The sequence below is a fragment of the Streptomyces humi genome, assembly GCF_001005085.2.
Classification (GTDB): Bacteria; Actinomycetota; Actinomycetes; order Streptomycetales; family Streptomycetaceae; genus Streptomyces; species Streptomyces humi.
The window spans coordinates 125,470-143,053 of record NZ_LBMU02000013.1; the positions used below are offsets into that span (position 1 = coordinate 125,470).

The 17,584-nt window shown below is 70.4% G+C and carries 16 protein-coding genes; 7 read left to right on the plus strand and 9 right to left on the minus strand.

The genetic code is table 11. The annotated features are described in order from the left end of the window. Positions 1-140 precede the first annotated feature (140 nt). On the plus strand, positions 141-1,484 hold the full coding sequence (locus AAW13_RS04530) for a UDP-glucose dehydrogenase family protein (protein ID WP_046730305.1): 1,344 nt from the start codon (positions 141-143) through the stop codon (positions 1,482-1,484). Positions 1,485-1,623: 139 nt separating this feature from the next. On the opposite strand, the gene AAW13_RS04535 is transcribed toward AAW13_RS04530, so the two are convergent. After that, the gene (locus AAW13_RS04535; RefSeq protein WP_046730304.1) at positions 1,624-2,130 is read right to left on the minus strand and encodes a CGNR zinc finger domain-containing protein; all 507 of its coding nucleotides are present in this window, start codon (positions 2,128-2,130) and stop codon (positions 1,624-1,626) included. Between the two features lie 115 nt (positions 2,131-2,245). Between AAW13_RS04535 and AAW13_RS04540 the strand changes: the two genes are divergently transcribed. The 3 genes from AAW13_RS04540 to AAW13_RS04550 all read left to right on the plus strand — a co-directional run bounded on the left by AAW13_RS04540 (position 2,246) and on the right by AAW13_RS04550 (position 3,498). Further along, on the plus strand, positions 2,246-2,611 hold the full coding sequence (locus tag AAW13_RS04540; protein WP_046730303.1) for a VOC family protein: 366 nt from the start codon (positions 2,246-2,248) through the stop codon (positions 2,609-2,611). 28 nt (positions 2,612-2,639) lie between these two features. Then, positions 2,640-3,029 (plus strand): VOC family protein, encoded by a 390-nt coding sequence (locus AAW13_RS04545; RefSeq protein WP_046730302.1) that lies wholly within the window; start codon positions 2,640-2,642, stop codon positions 3,027-3,029. A gap of 103 nt (positions 3,030-3,132) precedes the next feature. Next, the gene (locus tag AAW13_RS04550; RefSeq protein WP_046730301.1) at positions 3,133-3,498 is read left to right on the plus strand and encodes a four-helix bundle copper-binding protein; all 366 of its coding nucleotides are present in this window, start codon (positions 3,133-3,135) and stop codon (positions 3,496-3,498) included. A gap of 69 nt (positions 3,499-3,567) precedes the next feature. On the opposite strand, the gene AAW13_RS04555 is transcribed toward AAW13_RS04550, so the two are convergent. Further along, on the minus strand, positions 3,568-4,857 hold the full coding sequence (locus AAW13_RS04555; RefSeq protein WP_046730300.1) for an LCP family protein: 1,290 nt from the start codon (positions 4,855-4,857) through the stop codon (positions 3,568-3,570). 118 nt (positions 4,858-4,975) lie between these two features. Here AAW13_RS04555 and AAW13_RS04560 point away from each other — a divergent pair, with 118 nt between their 5' ends. Then, positions 4,976-5,524 (plus strand): acyl-CoA thioesterase, encoded by a 549-nt coding sequence (locus AAW13_RS04560; RefSeq protein ID WP_046730299.1) that lies wholly within the window; start codon positions 4,976-4,978, stop codon positions 5,522-5,524. 117 nt (positions 5,525-5,641) lie between these two features. Here the strand turns inward: AAW13_RS04560 and AAW13_RS04565 are convergent, their stop codons facing one another. Beyond that, on the minus strand, positions 5,642-6,271 hold the full coding sequence (locus AAW13_RS04565; RefSeq protein ID WP_240528532.1) for a TetR/AcrR family transcriptional regulator: 630 nt from the start codon (positions 6,269-6,271) through the stop codon (positions 5,642-5,644). Between the two features lie 170 nt (positions 6,272-6,441). Here AAW13_RS04565 and AAW13_RS04570 point away from each other — a divergent pair, with 170 nt between their 5' ends. Further along, positions 6,442-7,089, plus strand: coding sequence for a nuclear transport factor 2 family protein (locus AAW13_RS04570; RefSeq protein ID WP_046730298.1), 648 nt, complete (start codon positions 6,442-6,444; stop codon positions 7,087-7,089). Between the two features lie 58 nt (positions 7,090-7,147). Here the strand turns inward: AAW13_RS04570 and AAW13_RS04575 are convergent, their stop codons facing one another. Then, entirely contained in the window at positions 7,148-8,686 is a 1,539-nt protein-coding gene (locus AAW13_RS04575; RefSeq protein ID WP_206306148.1) for an LCP family protein, read from the minus strand. Positions 8,687-8,776: 90 nt separating this feature from the next. Here AAW13_RS04575 and AAW13_RS04580 point away from each other — a divergent pair, with 90 nt between their 5' ends. After that, entirely contained in the window at positions 8,777-9,811 is a 1,035-nt protein-coding gene (locus tag AAW13_RS04580; RefSeq protein WP_046730296.1) for a glycosyltransferase family 2 protein, read from the plus strand. Between the two features lie 24 nt (positions 9,812-9,835). Here the strand turns inward: AAW13_RS04580 and AAW13_RS04585 are convergent, their stop codons facing one another. The 5 genes from AAW13_RS04585 to AAW13_RS04605 all read right to left on the minus strand — a co-directional run bounded on the left by AAW13_RS04585 (position 9,836) and on the right by AAW13_RS04605 (position 17,542). Beyond that, the gene (locus AAW13_RS04585; RefSeq protein WP_107483236.1) at positions 9,836-11,398 is read right to left on the minus strand and encodes an LCP family protein; all 1,563 of its coding nucleotides are present in this window, start codon (positions 11,396-11,398) and stop codon (positions 9,836-9,838) included. Between the two features lie 196 nt (positions 11,399-11,594). Beyond that, positions 11,595-13,202, minus strand: a complete 1,608-nt coding sequence (locus AAW13_RS04590; protein ID WP_046730326.1) for an LCP family protein — start codon at positions 13,200-13,202, stop codon at positions 11,595-11,597. Positions 13,203-13,500: 298 nt separating this feature from the next. Beyond that, positions 13,501-15,222 carry an LCP family protein gene (locus AAW13_RS04595; protein WP_071659427.1) on the minus strand — a complete coding sequence of 574 codons (1,722 nt, stop codon included), beginning with the start codon at positions 15,220-15,222 and terminating at the stop codon, positions 13,501-13,503. 242 nt (positions 15,223-15,464) lie between these two features. Next, complete coding sequence (locus tag AAW13_RS04600; protein ID WP_046730293.1) at positions 15,465-16,598, minus strand: LCP family protein; 1,134 nt, start codon at positions 16,596-16,598, stop codon at positions 15,465-15,467. A gap of 188 nt (positions 16,599-16,786) precedes the next feature. Further along, positions 16,787-17,542, minus strand: a complete 756-nt coding sequence (locus AAW13_RS04605) for a TIGR03089 family protein (RefSeq protein ID WP_046730292.1) — start codon at positions 17,540-17,542, stop codon at positions 16,787-16,789. Between the last annotated feature and the right edge of the window lie 42 nt (positions 17,543-17,584).

Consider the following 17,584-nt stretch of genomic DNA (forward strand, 5'->3'; position numbering starts at 1 on the left):
TACTGTTAAGTAACTCAAAGTTTAGAACGCGGCCCACGGATAGGTCACGTGAGCTTGGCGACAGCGGGAAAGTTGCCCGGAACACGGCCCGGTTATGCTCGGGCCGCAGCCCGCACCCCCGTCCCCGAGCTGGAGCATTCATGAGCCTCAAGATCACTGTGATCGGCACCGGCTATCTCGGCGCCACCCATGCCGCGGCCATGGCCGAGCTGGGCTTCGAGGTGCTCGGGCTGGACGTGGTGCCCGAGAAGATCGCGATGCTGGAGCGCGGCGAGACCCCGATGTACGAGCCGGGCCTCGACGAGCTGCTGCGCCGGCACGTGGCCGGCTTCGAGGGGTCCAGCGGGCGGCTGCGCTTCACCACCGACTGGGCCGAGGTCGGCGCCTTCGGCGACGTCCACTTCGTCTGCGTGAACACCCCGCAGAAGCACGGCGAGTACGCCTGCGACATGTCGTACGTCGACTCCGCGATCGCGTCGCTGGCCCCGCACCTCACCGGGCCCGCGCTGGTCGTCGGCAAGTCCACGGTGCCGGTCGGTTCGGCGGACCGGCTGGCCGCGTACCTGGCCGAGAACGCGCCCGCGGGCGCCGATGCCGAGCTTGCCTGGAACCCGGAGTTCCTGCGTGAGGGCTTCGCCGTCCAGGACACCCTGCACCCGGACCGGATCGTGGTCGGGACCCGGAGCGAGCGGGCCGAGAAGCTGCTGCGCGAGGTGTACGCGACGCCGGTGGGCGAGGGCACGCCGTTCGTGGTGACCGACTTCCCCACGGCCGAGCTGGTGAAGACCTCGGCCAACTCCTTCCTCGCCACGAAGATCTCCTTCATCAACGCGATGGCGGAGGTCTGCGAGGCCGCGGGCGGTGACGTGGCCAAGCTGGCCGAGGCGATCGGGCACGACGACCGGATCGGCAGGAAGTTCCTGCGCGCCGGGATCGGGTTCGGCGGCGGCTGCCTGCCGAAGGACATCAGGGCGTTCATGGCGCGGGCCGGTGAGCTCGGTGCCGACCAGGCGCTCACCTTCCTGCGCGAGATCGACTCCATCAACATGCGGCGCCGCGGGCAGATGGTCGAGATGGCCCGGGAGGCGCTGGGCGGCGGGTCGTTCCTCGGGAAGCGGGTCGCGGTGCTCGGCGCGACGTTCAAGCCGGACTCGGACGACGTACGGGACTCGCCCGCGCTGAACGTGGCCGGGCAGATCCACCTCCAGGGCGGACAGGTCACGGTGTACGACCCGAAGGGGATGGAGAACGCGCGGAAGCTGTTCCCGACCCTGGGCTACGCCGTCAGCGCCGAGGAGTGCGTGCGGGGGGCCGACGTGGTGCTGCATCTCACCGAGTGGCGGGAGTTCCGGGAGCTGGATCCGGCGGTGCTGGGAGAGGTGGCCGCGGAGCAGGTGATCCTCGACGGGCGTAACGCGCTGGATCCCGAGGTCTGGCGGCGGGCGGGGTGGACGTACCGCGCCATGGGGCGTCCGACCGCCTGAGGCCACGGGCGCTGCACGGATCCGGACGCGTTTCCGGAACCAGGTGACACCGGTTCGGCCGAGGCTCAGTCGGCCGAACCGGTGTCTTGTTGCATTCTGCACCACGCGACTCAGGCGTGAGCGGTGAACGGCCTGTGCGTTACCGGTCCTTGGCACGGTAACGGCGCATCTTCGCGCGTGCCCCGCACACCTGCATCGAGCACCAGCGGCCGCGTCCGGCCGGGCTGCGGTCGTAGTACGCCCAGTGGCAGGTGTCGTCCTCGCAGGCCTTGAGGCGCGTCCAGGTGCCCTCGACCAGGGAGGTGGCGACGGCCGCGGCCACCCGGGAGACAAGGGGGGCCGCGTCCACGGGGGCCAGGGTCGCCGAGCCGTCGGCGGGATCCACGGCGACCTGGAGGGGAGCGTCGGCGAGCAGGTCGCCCAGCGGGGTGACCTCGCGGTGCGGCGGGTGGCCGGCGTGCGCGAGGAGGGTGGCGCGCAGGGACTCGCGCAGGGTGCGGGCGGACGGGAGGCCGGCCTCCGTGACGCCGAGGCGCGTCCGGCCCTCCGGCGTGTCCAGCGCGTCGGCGCCCGACTCCAGGTCCAGCGTGTTCACCAGGGCCTCCACCAGGGCCAGGGCGCCCGGCGCGGGCGATCTCCCGCTCATAGCTGCAAGCCACCTCCGCAATCCGCTTGCGACGTTACCTCCACTGGGGGAGCATGCGGTAACCGTTACTGGTTACCCGGCCTGTACAGGTAACTCGGACCACGAGGAGGAAGTCATGGCACTCGCCAAGCTCGGTGTCGTCGTCCTGGACTGTCCCGACCCGTCCGCGCTCGCCGGTTTCTACGCGGGGGTGCTGGGCGGCACCGTCGAAGGGGACGAGGGCGGCGACTGGGTGGACCTGAAGGTGCCCGGCGGGCAGGCACTGGCGTTCCAGAGGGCGCCCGGGTTCGTACCGCCGAAGTGGCCCACCCCCGACGACTCCCAGCAGTTCCACCTGGACCTGGTGGTCGACGACCTGGACACGGCCGAGAAGGGGATCCTGGAGCTGGGCGCCAGGCCGCTGGACGCCACGGACCGGACCCGCACCTTCCGGGTGTACGCCGATCCGGCGGGGCACCCGTTCTGTCTCTGCGCCTGCTGAGGGAAGACCGCCGAGAGAGGGAGGACCCATGGCGTCCGTCGCCCGTCTGCGCAACGTAGTGATCGACTGTCCCGACCCGAGCGCGCTGGCCGGCTTCTACGCGGCCGTGGCCGGCGGCACCCTGGTCGCCGAGGAGGACGACTGGGTCGTCCTGAGGCTGCCGGACGGACTGCGGCTCGGCTTCCAGCTGGCGGAGGGGTACACACCGCCCCAGTGGCCGCGGGCCGACCGCGACTCCCAGCAGTTCCACCTCGACTTCGACGCGGGGCCGACGTGGGAGGACGTCGACGCGGCCGAGAAGCAGGTGCTGGCGCTGGGGGCCCGGCTGCTGAGGCGGGAGGAGGACCCCGTCGCCGAGGACTTCCGGGTGTACGCCGACCCGGCGGGGCATCCGTTCTGCCTCTGCCGGATCGACTGACAGGCCCCAATGGCACGGTCGGATGGCACTACCGCCCGGTCGGGCTTAGGACGGGAATCACACGGGGACCGCCCCGGACCCCTCTCCCTTCCCTGGAGGAGCCATGACCCAGACCGGACCCATGACGGCCATGTCCAAGCAGATGCAGGACTGCGTCAACATGTGCATGGCCACCCATACGATGTGCGAGGAGACCCTGAGCTCCTGCATGTCGATGGAGGGCGGCCAGGCCCACATGCGGATCATGCGCGCGCTGATGGACTGCTCCGAGATGACCCGGATGTGCGCCGACATGATGATGCGGCGCTCACCCCTGTCGGCGGAGATGTGCATGATGTGCGCCAAGGCGTGCGACATGTGCGCCGAGGCGTGTATGACCATGCCGGACGACCCGCAGATGAAGCGCTGCGCGGAGCAGTGTCGCCGCTGCGCCGAGATGTGCCGCTCGATGTCCGGTGTCGCGATGTGACACCCGGCTGAGGGCTGAACGGCGTCAGGGGCACCCCGCGGGGTGCCCCTGAACCGCGTACGGCCGCGCCTAGTTGCCGGAGACGGTGACCGTCTGGTCGTTGTTGAGTTCGTTGACCAGGGTCTTCACCTTCGCCTTGTCCCAGACGAGGTTGCCGCCCGTGGAGCCGGAGATCGGCATGTTCATCGAGACGCCGTTGCCGCCGTTGACGTCCTTCATCGCGAAGAACATCGAGCCCAGGTCCCACAGGCTCATGTCCTTGTCGACGGTGAGGGAGTCCAGGCCCGCGCCGAGGGTGGGGTAGAGCTTGAAGGGGTTCAGGATCGTCCCCGGGGTGGCGACCTGGTGGGCCAGCGCTGCCAGGAACTTCTGCTGGTTCTTGGTGCGCTGGAGGTCGGACGCGGCGAAGGCGTGCCGGGTGCGGACGAAGGCGAGGGCCTCCTCACCGTTCAGGGTCTGCTTGCCGGCCTTGAAGTCCGCGCCCGAGTACTTGTCCTTGAAGCCCTTGTCGATGTCGATGGTGACCCCGCCGACCGCGTCCACGATGTTCGCGAAGCCGGCGAAGCCGATCTCCACGTAGTGGTCGATGTGCAGGCCGGTGTTGTACTCGACCGTGCGGACCAGCAGGGTCGGGCCGTCCTCGGCGTACGCCGCGTTCAGCTTCGTGGTCCGGCCGGTGCCCTTGTAGACCTTGCCGGACGTCGACCCCTGGTACGACGGGATCTCCACGTTCGAGTCACGCGGCAGCGAGATCAGGGTGTCGCCGCTGTCGCCGACGTGCAGGATCATCATCGAGTCCGTGCGCTTGCCCTCGGCGGAGCCGGTGTGCAGCTCCTTCTTCTGCGCGGCGGACAGGCCCTGCCGGCTGTCGGAGCCGACGATCAGGTAGTTGGTGCCGTCGCCGGCCGCGGGACGGTCGATCACCTTCGACAGGTCGACGTCGCGGTGCAGCTTGGAGTCGGCCCAGAAGTAGGTCGCGACGGACGTGACGATCACCACGCTGAGGACGACGATCGCCGTCCACTTGATCCGCTTGCGCCAGTTCGGCGCCGGCCGCGAGGCACGGTCGTACTGGCCGCCGGGTCCCCCGCCCCCGGGGCCGCCGCCGTACACCTGGCCGGTGTTGTAGTCGCTGTCGTACCCGCCGCCGTCGCCGTACCCGTCGCCGCCGTACGAGGGCTGCTGCGGGACCTGGCCGTAGCCGCCGCCCTGCTGCGGGTTGCCGTACGGCGGTGCCGACGGCTCCTGGCGCCGTACCTGGCGCATCACGCGGGCGCCCTCAGGCTGCGCGCCGGCGCTGCCGCGGCCGTACCGGTTTCCGCGGCTGTCGTTCGACCATCCCTCGGGCCATTCGTTCATGGGCCCCAGTGTGCAGGCAGCGCCAGTACCACTGACAAGAGTCGTCGGAAAATCAGGTCATCGCTGTTGCGAACCCGACACAAATTCCGCGAATGTCTCTTCGGCATAGGGTGGGGCCATGACAGACCAGGCCCCCGAGGCGGAGCTCGACCTACCCGGCAAGCCGACATCCGCTTCCCGGACCACGCTGAGCCACATCATGACCCACAGCGACACCAACCTCCTGGGCACGGTGCACGGCGGTGTGATCATGAAGCTCGTCGACGACGCGGCGGGCGCGGTCGCCGGCCGGCACTCGGGCGGTCCCGCCGTCACCGCGTCCATGGACGAGATGGCCTTCCTGGAGCCGGTCCGTGTCGGTGACCTGGTGCATGTAAAGGCGCAGGTCAACTGGACCGGCCGGACGTCCATGGAGGTGGGGGTACGGGTCCTCGCCGAGCGCTGGAACGAGTCGGCGCCCGCCACCCAGGTCGGCTCCGCGTACCTGGTCTTCGCGGCGGTGGACGCCGACGGCAAGCCGCGCCGGGTGCCGCCGGTGGTACCGGAGACCGAGAAGGACCGCCGGCGCTACCAGGAGGCCCAGATCAGACGGACGCACCGGCTGGCCCGGCGACGGGAGATCCGGGAACTGCGCGAACGCCGGGTCGCGGAGGGCTTCGAGGACTGAGCCGCGGAGGCTTCGACGGCTGAGCCGCGGAGGCTTCGACGGCTGAGCGGCGGAGGCTTCGACGGCTGAGCCGCGGCGGCTTCGACGGCTGAGTCCCGTCCCGCCCGGCCGCTCCGGTCAGCGGCCGGCGCTGGTGTCCCCCCGGAACGCCCCGGCCACCACGGGGACCAGCTGCCGTTCGATCTGTTCGACGGAGAGGGCGGCCAGCTCGGTGCCGATCGGCGCCAGCGCGAGCCAGTTCAGCAGACCGGCCGCGCACCGCGTACGGAAGATCAGTTCCTGCTCGTCGACGCCGGGCATGCCGGCCGTCAGCACCCGCACGGCGATCCGGCGGCAGTGGTCGAACTTGCCGGCCAGCCGCTCCCATCCCGCGGGCGGCTCGATGCCGACGCGGGCCACCGTCCGCATCACCGCCAGGTCCTGTCCGCCGGCCGCCAGGGCGCGCATCATCGGCCGGGCGAACGCCGCCGCCACCTCCTGGAGCGTCGAGGTGGTGTCCAGGGAGTCGAGTTCGAGGATCTGCGCGTCCAGATACTGCTCCAGCGCGTGTTCTATCGCCACGTCGCACAGCGCCTTGAGCGAGCCGAAGTGGTAACTGACGGCGGCTACGTTGGCTCCGGCCCGCTCCGTGATCTCACGGAGGGTCACCCCCTCCGTGCCGTGCCGCGCGAGCATCTCCAGGGCGGCCGACAGGAGGCCGTCCCGCGTGCGCCGGCCGGCCTCTCGGCGCAGATCCCTCTTGTCCACCCTGGTCACGGTATGTAGTTAAGCGGCCGTTTGAGTACATCGTCAAGCCGGCGTCGTCGGGTAACACCTAATTCAAATGATCGCTTGACATGTTCTCCCGGTCGTTCGTAAGGTCAAGCGAACGTTTGATTTAACGTTTGAACGAACGCATCGAGCCGAAGGAAGACGTCATGACCTCGCTCAAGTGGAAGACGATCATCGCCACGGCCGCGGTCGCAAGCCTGGGCAGCCTCGCCATCGCCGCCGCCCCGACCCAGGCGGCGAGCCCCGTCCACAGCGCCGCCGCCACCCGCGGCACGCCGGCTCCGGACCTCACCCCGCGGCAGCTGGCGGAGCTCCCGCTGACGGACCGCCACCTGACCGGGCACGAGCGGCGCAACCTCGCGGTCGTCCTGCGTGCCTACCACGCGGCGGAGGGCGCTCACATCGACGTCCCGACGTTCGTCAACAGCTTCGCCGAGGACGGCGTCTTCAACGACATGGTCGCCGGCCAGGCCTACCGGGGCGAGGCGCTGGGCGCCGTGCTGCCCTACATGAAGAGCCTCTTCTCCGACGTCCACCGGGACCTCAAGCGCATCACCGTGAACGGCGACGTGATCAGCATCGAGCTGTCGATCGACGGCACGTTCGACGGTCAGCTCCAGACACCGGCCGGCGTCGTCAAGGGCAACGGCAACAAGGTCGCCACGCCGACCGCCGACTTCTGGTACCTGCACGACGGCAAGATCGAGCAGTTCAACTGCTTCCCCGGGTACTCGAAGATGTACTCCGACATGGGCGTGAAGTGGGACTGGGCGGGGGCGGTCGCCAAGGGCTGAACCGTCCGCACCCGGCACCCGCACCGCCTCAGCACACGGTGTCGGCACCTGCCCCGCCTCAGCACACGGTGTCGTCGCCCCGCATCACCGACGCCGCTCCCTGCGGTGCCGGGTCGTCGAACCGGACCTTGCGTACGGCTCCCTTGAAGTCCGTCCCGACCGTCACCCGCATCGTCGGCCCCTGTCCCGGCACGGCCCGCAGTTCGCTTCCCGGCAGCGCCGCCGCCAGCGACCGGGCCGACCGGTCCCACCGCGGGTCGAACGAGATCACCGTGCGCTTCAGGTCGTGCCGTGCCGCGGTCACCGGCCGGTGGTTCGCCGCGAACCCGGTCGCCGTCAGTGCCGCGTCCATCCGCCGGGCCAGCCCCGCCGTGCCGGTGCCGTTCTCCACCTGCACCCGGATCCGCTCCGGTGCCACCTCCACGCCCACCGGGGCCGGCCCCGGCGGCCGCTTCGGCGCCGCCCGCGGGGTCAGCTGCCGGTCGTCGCGCAGGGACTGGAACAACTGGTCCGACTTGGCCTGGTCCCACTTCAGCGTCGAGCCGATGCCCTTCACGGGGTAGGCCAGCTGCCCGATGGGGACGGTGGTGAACTCGGAGGAGGAGGGCGAGAAGTTCCGCATCGCGCGCCCGAGGTCCAGCAGTTCGTCCGTGCCGAAGCCGGTGTCGGCGCGGACCGAGCCGAGCACCGCCCGGGTCACGTCCCGGAACCTGATCGGGTTGAGCAGCACCCCCGACGACGCGGCCCGCTCGATCAGCGAGGCCAGGAACCGCTGCTGCCGCTTCATCCGGCCCAGGTCGCTCGCCCCGTCGACGTGCCGGGAGCGGACGTACTGGAGGGCGCGGCCGCCGTCGAGGGTGTGGGTGCCGGGGGCGAGGTTCAGGCCGGTGTACGAGTCCTTCAGCGGCTGGGCGTTGCAGACCCGGACCCCGCCGAGCACGTCGACGGTCCGCATGAAGGTGATGAAGTCGACCTCCAGATAGTGGTCGATCTTCAGATGGGTCATGTTCTCGACGGTGCGCACGGTCAGCTGCGGGCCGCCCTCCGCGTAGGCCGCGTTCAGCTTGATCGGGTGGGCGGCGTGCTGCTGCCCCGTCGTCTCGTCGAGGTGCGCGGGGACCTCGGCGTACGAGTCGCGCGGCAGGCTGACCACGGTGGCCCGCTCCCGGTCCGCCGAGATGTGCACGATCATGATCGTGTCGGTGCAGTGGCAGGGCGAGCCGCCGAGGCGGTACTTCCGCCGCTCCCGCTCGGTGATCTTGTCGCGGCCGTCGGTGCCGACCAGCAGGACGTTCATGCCGTGCCCCGCGCGGGGCCGGTTCTTCATGTCCTTGAAGGGGTCGACCCGCGCGATGTCCGCGTCCAGGCTGGCCATCACCGAGTGCCCGATCCCGGCCGACGCCAGCACCACCACCGAGAGTGTGGTCACGGCCCGCATGGCCCAGCGCGGCCGCCGGGGCCTTGCGGGTCGTACCGGCGGCCGCGGGGCCTGACGGGTGGGCTGCGGTCGACGCCGCGGCCGGGCGGGCCGGGCGGGGGACCGGGGCGGGCTGGCGGCCAAAGGACACCTCCGGACGAGGCCGTACGTGGGATCCATGAGCACGGTAGGCCGATACGACCTTCAGCCCGCGGCTTCGCCCCGGCGGCGCGCACCGGTGTCCCCCGTTCGCGGTAACGTGAGCGTCCTATGAACGCCAAGCCCGACGTGCGGCACCCCGCAGTTTCTGTGATCATGCCCGTCCTCGACGAGGAGCGGCATCTGCGCGGGGCCGTCCAAGCGATCCTCGCGCAGGAGTACGCCGGCGAGCTGGAGGTCGTCATCGCCCTCGGTCCGTCCAAGGACCGCACGGACGAGATCGCGGCCCGGCTCGTGGCGGAAGACGCGCGCGTGCACACCGTCCCGAATCCGACCGGCCGCACGCCGGCCGCCCTGAACGCCGCGATCAAGGCCTCCCGGCACCCGATCGTGGTCCGGGTCGACGGCCACGGCATGCTCTCCCCGAACTACATCGCCACCGCCGTCCGCCTCCTGGAGGAGACCGGCGCGCAGAACGTCGGCGGCATCATGCACGCCGAGGGCGAGAACGCCTGGGAGCAGGCGGTCGCGGCGGCCATGACCTCGAAGATCGGCGTCGGCAACGCCGCCTTCCACACCGGCGGTGCGGCGGCGCCCGCCGAGACCGTCTACCTGGGTGTCTTCCGCCGCGAGGCGCTGGAACAACAGGGCGGCTACAACGAGGAGTTCATCCGCGCCCAGGACTGGGAGCTGAACTTCCGCATCCGCGAGGCCGGCGGGCTGATCTGGTTCTCACCGGACCTGAAGGTGTCGTACCGCCCGCGGCCGAGCGTGCAGGCCCTCGCCAAGCAGTACAAGGACTACGGCCGTTGGCGGCACGTCGTCGCCCGCTACCACGAGGGCTCCATCAACCTGCGCTACCTCGCCCCGCCCACCGCGGTGTGCGCGATAGCGGCCGGGATCCTGGTGGGCGCGCTGGTCACCCCGTTCGGTTTCGTCGTCCCCGGCGGTTACCTCGCCGCGATCGCCGCCGGGTCCCTCCCGGCCGGCAAGGGACTGCCGCTCAAGGCGCGGCTCCAGATCCCCCTCGCCCTCGCCACCATGCACATGTCGTGGGGATACGGCTTCCTGACCAGCCCGAAGTCGCTGGCGAAGCGGGTCATCGCGTCCCGCCGCCCGGCGGTGCTCAGCCCCGCGGCCGACTGAGCACCGCCGGTCGTACGACCCGGACTACCAGGTGTAGTCCGGGTCGACGTGCATGCAGGCCTTGGTGTCCGAGGCGTTGAGGGCGCTCGCCGAGGCCGGGGTGGTGTCATCGTCGTCGGCGGTGTACTTCGAGCCCGAGCGCCAGTCGGCGCCGACGACGAGGGTGACGGCGGAGACGTCGGCCGACTTCTTCACCTGGCTCATGGGGATGCCCAGCGCCTTCGCGACCCGCTGGGCGTCGCCCGCGAGGCCGGCGCCCGGATAGCGGACCACGGTCTGGTCCGCGCTCAGCGGTGCCGAGGTGTCGGCCGTGGCCTTGGTGAAGCCCTTGCCGGTCAGCAGTGTGGTGATGGCGGCGGCCCGGCCGGTGACGGCGGCCTCGGTGCCGCTCTTCGTGCCGTTCCGCACCCGTACCGCGATCTCGTCGTCGGCCGCGGCCTTGTCGGTGACCTTCGTCGCGGTCGTCGTCGTCTTCTTCTTCTTGTCCTTGCCGTCCAGGGCGATGTCCTCGCGGACCAGCCGCCACAGCTTCGCCGCGTCCGTCGGCCTGGGCAGGACCCGGTTGCCGTCCGAGGAGTACACCCACGGCATGGTCGTCATGGTGATGCGGTTCGTGGGGACCTTCTTCAGTTCCCTGCTCAGGTCGTAGAGCTCGGTGACCGAGCCGAGGCCGGTGTCGACGGTGAGCGCCTCGGTGGCCGTCTCGGCGAGCCTGAGGAGCTTGTCGGGTTTGGCGAGGGTGGCGTTCGCGCGCAGTTGGCGGACCATCGAGTTCATGTACATGTGCTGCGCCTTGGTGCGGGCGATGTCACTGCCGTCCTCGAAGCCGTAGCGGGTGCGCAGCCATTGCAGGGCCTGCTTGCCCTTGACGGAGGTGGTGCCCTTCGTCAGCTTCAGGCCGGAGCCGTGACCGGTGGAGGTGTGCGAGTAGATGTTCGCGTCCACGCACACCGGCACTCCGCCGATCGCGTCCGCCATGGACACCACGCCCGAGAAGTCGACCATCATGAAGTGGTCGATGTGGATGCCGGTGAGCTTCTCCCAGGTGGCCACCGTGCAGCCGGGCCCGCCGCGGCCGAGCGAGTCGTTGGTCATCGTCGAGGTGGTCGCCGCGTACACCTTGCCGGTGTCGGGGTCGGTGCACCTGGGGATGGAGACCAGGGTGTCGCGGGGCATGGACACCACGGACATGTTGGTGCGGTCGGCCGACACGTGCAGCAGCATCTGGACGTCGGCGCGGGGCGCGGTGTTGTACGTGCTCTTGGCGCCGCCCAGCTTCTGGTTCTCGGCGGTGTCGCGGGCGTCGGAGCCGATCAGCAGGATGTTGAGGGGGGTCTGGCCTGCCGCGTTCGCCTTGGCGGCGGTGGCCCGGTCCTTGGAGTCCCCGATGTTCAGGGACTCCTTCCTGATGTTGCGGTTGAGGTGCTCGTAGTACAGGTATCCGGCGGTGGCGGTGCCGGCCAGGGCGAGGGTCAGGACCGAGGCCGTCCAGCGGACGACCCGGCGTCTGCGGCGTCCGCGACCGCCGTCCCCCACCTGTCTGCCGCCCTGTCGCCCGCTGCTGTCGGTCTGGGGTGTGAGGGACATCGTGTCCTCGACCGCGGACACCACGTCCGACACCTCCCCCCGCACATTGCTGCGCACCACTGCCCGCCCTCCCGCTCGCACCTGCCACCGCGCCCGGGGCTCCGGGCTCCTGAGCACGGCGGCAGTGTCATGCAGGGGTTTAGGAGTCACCTGTGCGTACCTGTGCGGACCTGTGTGAACCGCCCGGCCGTGCCCGTCACCAGCGATAGGGGCCGTACACGTCCATGCACTGCTTGGTGTCGGAGCCGTTGATCGCGTCGGCGTTGTCGGGCAGGTCACCGGCCTTGGGCGCGGACTGCTTCGGGTACGCAGTGCCGTCCCGCCAGTCGGCGCCGACGACGAGCGTGACGCCCGACACATCGGTGGTCTGCTTGATCTGGCTCGTCGGGATCCCCAGCGCCTTGGCCACCGCCTGGGCGTCGCCCTGGAGGTCCGCGCTCGGGTACCGCACGACCGTCTTCTCCACCGACTCCCCGGTGTTCGAGGTGTCCGCCGCCGCCCGGGTGTAGCCCTTCGCGGTCAGTTCCCGGGCGAGTGTCCGGGCCCGGCCGCCGACCGGTGCCTTGGTGCTGGTGCCGGTGGCGTTCTGCACCAGCAGGCCGAGGCTCGCGGCGGCGACGGAGGGCTCCTTCGAGGGCTCGGCGCTCGCCGTGGTCTTCTTCTTGGCGGAGGCGTCCGAGGCCTTGCCGTTCTTGTCGAACGACACGTCGTCGCGGAGCATCCGCCACATCTTGTCGGCGTTGGAGCCGTCCGGTACGACGTGGTCCGAGTTCTGCGGGTCCTGGACGTTCGGCATCGTCACGCTGGTGATGCGGTCGGTCGGCACGGACTTCAGCTGCATGGCCAGGTCGTACAGCTTCTTGACGGTGCCTATCTCCTCGGACACCGACAGCGACTTGGTGGCCGCCTCCGCCAGGTCCATCAGCCGCGGGGTGTCCGTGAAGACGTTCTGCCCCTTCAGCGTCCGGATCATCGAGTTGAGGTACATGTGCTGGGCGCGGGCCCGCATCAGGTCGCTGCCCCAGGCGTGCCGGGTGCGCAGCCACTGAAGCGCCTGCCGGCCCTCGACCTTGGTGGTGCCGGCCTTCAGCTTCAGCCCGGAGCCGCCGGGCACCGCCGCCGTCGGGTGGTCCCACACGTTCTGCTTGACGCACACGTCGACCCCGCCGATCGCGTCCGCCATCTTCACCACACCGGAGAAGTCGATCGTCATCCAGTGGTCGATGTAGACGCCGGTCAGGTTCTCCCAGGTGGCCAGGGTGCAGCCGGCACCGCCGCGGGCCAGCGACTCGTTGATGATGGCGTTGGTCGCCGGGTACACCTTGCCGGTGTCCGGGTCGGTGCACTTGGGGATGTCGACGCGGGTGTCCCGGGGGATGCTCACCATCGCGGCGCTCTTGCGGTCCGCCGACAGGTGGATGAGCATCTGGACGTCGCCGAGCGGCGGGTTGCCGACGTTGTCCTTGCTGCCGCCGAGCTTCACGTTCTCGGCCGAGTTACGGCTGTCGGAGCCGATCAGCAGGATGTTCACCGGCGTCTGCCCGGCCGCGTTCGGCGCGGTCCGGCTCGCCTTGGAGTCACCGCTGTTGCGCTGGCCCTTGTGGATGTTGCCGTTCAGGTGCTGGTAGTAGAGGTACCCGGCACCGGCCGTACCGAGGATCACCACCGAGAGCGTGGTCGCCGACCAGCGCAGCACGCGCCGGCCGCCGTGCCCGCCCTTCGAGGCCTTCGGATCCTTCGAGCCCCCCTTGCCGCCGCGCCCGCCGCCTCTGGACGTGGCCGGTGCCTTCGGTGCGAGGGACATCGTGTCCTCGACCGCAGGCACCTCCCCCCGCACATCGCTCCGCGTCAACTTCCCGCCCTCCCCACCCTGCGCCTCGCGCGCACAGGCCCGCCGCCACGCCCCCCTTCGGACGTCCCACGGACCACACGGGTCCGCCCCGCGCCCGGTTAGACGCGCGACGGACCCATAGGGTTACCTACTTATTCGGTATGACTTGGTGTCACTCGTGAACAACTCCGAGCGACCGGGCGCCGTTTGTGTGCGACTTCGCACCTTCGGGCGCCGTACGCGGTGCGGCCCCTCCGGGTACGGGGCGCCGCTACTTGGCGCAGGTCACCTTGTCCGCGGTGGTCTTGCTGTCCACTTCCGGCGCCTTCGTCGGAGTGGTGAGGGAGACTCCCGCCCCCTGGAAGTCCTTGCCCAGGGTGAGCGTGATCGCGGGCAGCCCCTGGGAGTTGGTCACGCTCTTGCCCGGCTTCATCGCCGAGCCGGACAGACCCATCAGGCTCGCCAGTTCACGTGCCTGGTCGGCCTGGTCGGGCGCGTACTCCAGGGTGGTCCTGGCGAGTTCGGCGGGCGCGTTGCCGGCGTTCTCCGACTTGAGGACGCCCTCGTCGTTCTGGAGCCAGCTGAGGGTCTCCTGGGCGCTGCCGGCCGGGGCCCCGCCGTTGAGGATCCGTACCCGCACCTCGGAGGCCGCGGACTTGCTGCCCTCGAGCCGGGCGGCCGCCGCGTCCTTGCTGGCCTTCGCCTGCTTCTTCTTGACCGCGGTGAAGGAGACGTCGTCCTTGATGGCCTGGAAGACCGCGGGCGCCTTCGACTCGTTGAGCACGACGGTCGCCTTCACCTTCTCCGCCGGGTTGTCCAGCACCGGGATGGTGGTGAAGGTCAGGTTCTTCGGGTTCAGCTTGCCGAGCTCCAGACCCAGGTCCTTCAGCTTGCCGATGCTGTCCAGCTGGGAGTCGACGGTCAGCGACTTGGTGCCGACCTCGGCCAGCTTCAGCAGCTTCGTCGGGCTGGTGAGCGTCGAGTTGGAGCTGAGCTTGCGCATCAGGGCGCTCAGGAACTGCTGCTGGAGCTGGATCCGGCTCAGGTCACCGCCGAAGCCCACCGAGTGCCGGGTGCGCACGAACGCCAGCGCGGTCTCGCCGGAGATCTTGTGCGTGCCCTTGGACAGCTTCAGGTGCGACTGCTTGTCGTCGATGTCCTTGCCGAGGCAGACCTCGACGCCGTCGACCGCGTCGGTCAGCGTCTTGACCGCGTTGAAGTCGGCCACCATGAAGTTGTCCGGCTTGATCCCGGTCAGCTCCGTCACCGTGCGCACGGTGCAGCTGGGCGTCCGGTCGTCCTGGCCGAGGCTGGTGTTGAAGCGGACGTTCTGGGTGCCCGCGATGACCTTCGTGGTGCCGTCGGACTGCTCGGTCGGGCAGTCCGGGACGTCCACGATCAGGTCGCGCGGGATGCTCAGCGCGGTGGCGTTGGAGCGGTCCTTGGAGATGTGCAGCAGGATGTTGGTGTCGGCGTGCCCGACGCTGCCGGTGTCGCCGTAGCCCTCGTTGCCCTTGCCGGTCCGCTTGTCGGTACCGATGATCAGCAGGTTGATCGCCTTGTCCTTGCTGAAACCACCGGTGCTCGCGCCGTCGTCGGAGACGGACGTGATGTTGTCGTTGAGGTGCTTGATGTACAGGTAGCCGGCCGCCGAGACGGCGACCAGCACGAAGGCCATCGAACCGCCGGTCCACAGCAGTACCTTCTTGGCCTTCGACTTCTTCTTCACCGGCTGCCGCCGCGAGCGACGGCCGGGCGGTGGCTCCGGCTCCGCGCGCCGCCTGCGCTGCCCCGGCACCTCCGGCGTTCCGCTCGGGGCGGTCCGCGACGGGGTCGACTGGGTCGACGGGGCCGACGGTCTGCGCGGTCCGGGCACCGCCGACTGCGGAGCGGAAGGCGTCAGTCGCAGTTCGTATTCACCGGTGTTCGGATTGAGCACCCACTGGTCTGCGGGATCGATGTTGTCCGCCCGCCCACGGCCTTGCGCGTCCACGGTTGTCCGAATCCTCCGTCGGGGCCACGCGGCGCCTTCCCCCCACCAAGGCGCTCGGTCACGTTTCGCAGTGCACGACCCCAGGACGGACCTCGTGGCCGGGTGCACCGGAACGCTCACACTATCCGCCCGGTTCAGCGTCGAGTGACGCCAGTGACAAATTCGTCCTCCCTACAACCGGGCAATACATCTCATTTAACTGACAACGAACGGCGCGCAAGTACGCCGCCTTGGCGAGTGCTTTACGCGCAACTGTCCTCGGCGGCGGTGTTCCCGCGAAACGTGGACGACGACGGGCTGCCGGGTTTCTCGCCCGAGAACTCGCCGTCCTTGGTGACGTTCACGGCCCGGTCGGCCCGCAGCAGCCCGAAAAGGGCGTCCGCCCGGCCCGCCACGAGCTGGTCGCGGTTGGAGTCGTACACGTACGGCTCCCTCGGGACGGTGAGGAACTGCACGTGGTCCGTGGGGATGTTCCGGACCCCGCGGACCAGCTGGTACAGACCCCGCAGGCTGGCCAGTTCGGGGTCGGTGGTCAGCGCGGAGGTCGCCGCGTCCAGCAGCGGATAGAGCTTCGCCGGGTTCAGCAGTACGTCCCCGCTCTGCACCTTGTTGACGAGCGCCCCCAGGAACTGCTGCTGCCGGTCCATCCGCGCGGTGTCGCTGCCGTCCCCGAGCGACTTGCGCGCCCGTACGTACCCGAGCGCCTGCTCCCCGTCGAGGGTGACCCGCCCGGCGGGCAGCCGCAGCTTGGCCGCCTTGTCGTCGATCGGCTCCTTCAGGCACACCTGCACCCCGTCGACCGCGTCCACCACGTCCTTGAACCCGCTGAAGTCGACGACCATGTAGTGGTCGACCCGGATGTCCGTCAGCTTCTCGACGGTACGCACGGTGCAGGCCGAACCGCCCATGGCGAAGGCCGAGTTGAACAGGGTGAAGGCGGGTTCGCCGCGCCGTCCGTCGTTCCGCAGGCATCCGGGTACGTGCACCATGAGGTCCCGGGGCAGCGACACCGCGGTGGCACTGCGCCGGTCGGCGGCCAGGTGCAGCAGGATCGTGGTGTCGGACCGCTCGGTGCCCGAGTCCCTGCCGTAGCGGCCGTTCCCGGCGCCCGCCCGCGTGTCCGACCCGATCAGCAGGATGTTCTGCGCGCCGCGCACCAGCGCGGTGGGCCGCTCCCGCTCGTACCGGGCGAGCTCGGCGGCGGCCGCCTCGTCGGCGGTGATGTTGTGGCTGAGCTTGGCGTAGAGCGCCCAGCCACCCCCGACGGCACCGAGCGTGACCAGCGCGGCCGCCACCGCCGTGCCCCGTATCCAGAGCCGACGCCGCCGCCGGGCGAGCCCGGACCCGGTGGCGGATGCCCCTACGACGTCGGTCACTGTTCAACAGTGCCCCGGGGAGGCGGCCTCAGGTGACGGCAACTACTCCGTACGGGTGACCGGACCCGCCGTCTCGGGGGCGTGGCGCCGTGTCCGGGGTGCGGCTGCCACCGCACGCCGTGTCCGGTGTGCGGTGGCAGCCGCGCGGGCGCGACCGGTCCCCACGCGGCCGCGGACGCTCGACGGCCTCACCGTGCCGAGGCAGTGACCCGCTCACTCTCGATCCGCTTCGCGATCCCCTCCGCGTCCAGTGCGTCCAGGCGCCGGCACAGCACCACGGACCCTCCGACCGCGAGCGGCGCGTACAGCCCCGCGCTCAGGCCCTCCCACGTGTCGAACCCCAGCCCCGACAGCATCCGGGACCCGGGCCCGGTGAGATCCAGCCCGGGCGCGTCCCCGAGGGCCCGCTCCACCAGCTCGGCCCCGCTCAGCTCCGCCCCCGCGACGATCAGCGCGGGCTCGTCCGGGTCCACCGGCGAGAACGGTACGAACCGGTCGCCCTGGCTCGGCACCTCCACGGCGTAGTCCGCGAACCCCTCCGGCGGCTGCGGGAACCGCCCGCCCAGCGGCCGCAGGGCGAGCGCGACCCGCTCCCCGCGGCACGCCCGCGCCGCCTCCAGCGTGTCCGGCCCGCTCACCACCACGTCGGCCGCCGCCGGGTCGCCGGCCACGTCGGCGATCGCGCCCACCGACGAACAGGCCAGCAGCCACACGGCCGTCTGCCAGTGGGCGGGGAGCAGCAGCGCCACCCGGTCGCCGGGGCCGGCCGCGAGATCGGTCTGCAACAGGTTCGCCGTCTTGGCCACCCAATTGGCGAAGGTGGCCACGGACAATTCGACGCGTTCGCCCGTCGCGTCGTCGTAGAAGGTCACCAGAGGGCGTCCGGGGTCCGCGGCGAGCGCGGAACGCAGCAGGTCGGCAGGGGTGCGATCGGTGGCGTTCACCCGCGCAAGCGTACGCCGCGGCCGCCGCCCGCACCGACCGCC

Excerpts from the sequence above, each read along its gene's own strand:
- AAW13_RS04540 (WP_046730303.1), top strand. The coding sequence starts at position 2,246 with ATGGCACTCGCCAAGCTCGGTGTCGTCGTCCTGGACTGTCCCGACCCG.
- AAW13_RS04570 (WP_046730298.1), top strand. The coding sequence starts at position 6,442 with ATGACCTCGCTCAAGTGGAAGACGATCATCGCCACGGCCGCGGTCGCA.
- AAW13_RS04545 (WP_046730302.1), top strand. The coding sequence starts at position 2,640 with ATGGCGTCCGTCGCCCGTCTGCGCAACGTAGTGATCGACTGTCCCGAC.
- AAW13_RS04560 (WP_046730299.1), top strand. The coding sequence starts at position 4,976 with ATGACAGACCAGGCCCCCGAGGCGGAGCTCGACCTACCCGGCAAGCCG.
- AAW13_RS04585 (WP_107483236.1), bottom strand. The coding sequence starts at position 11,398 with ATGTCCCTCACACCCCAGACCGACAGCAGCGGGCGACAGGGCGGCAGA.
- AAW13_RS04580 (WP_046730296.1), top strand. The coding sequence starts at position 8,777 with ATGAACGCCAAGCCCGACGTGCGGCACCCCGCAGTTTCTGTGATCATG.
- AAW13_RS04590 (WP_046730326.1), bottom strand. The coding sequence starts at position 13,202 with ATGTCCCTCGCACCGAAGGCACCGGCCACGTCCAGAGGCGGCGGGCGC.
- AAW13_RS04530 (WP_046730305.1), top strand. The coding sequence starts at position 141 with ATGAGCCTCAAGATCACTGTGATCGGCACCGGCTATCTCGGCGCCACC.
- AAW13_RS04575 (WP_206306148.1), bottom strand. The coding sequence starts at position 8,686 with ATGGATCCCACGTACGGCCTCGTCCGGAGGTGTCCTTTGGCCGCCAGC.
- AAW13_RS04555 (WP_046730300.1), bottom strand. The coding sequence starts at position 4,857 with ATGAACGAATGGCCCGAGGGATGGTCGAACGACAGCCGCGGAAACCGG.
- AAW13_RS04550 (WP_046730301.1), top strand. The coding sequence starts at position 3,133 with ATGACCCAGACCGGACCCATGACGGCCATGTCCAAGCAGATGCAGGAC.
- AAW13_RS04535 (WP_046730304.1), bottom strand. The coding sequence starts at position 2,130 with ATGAGCGGGAGATCGCCCGCGCCGGGCGCCCTGGCCCTGGTGGAGGCC.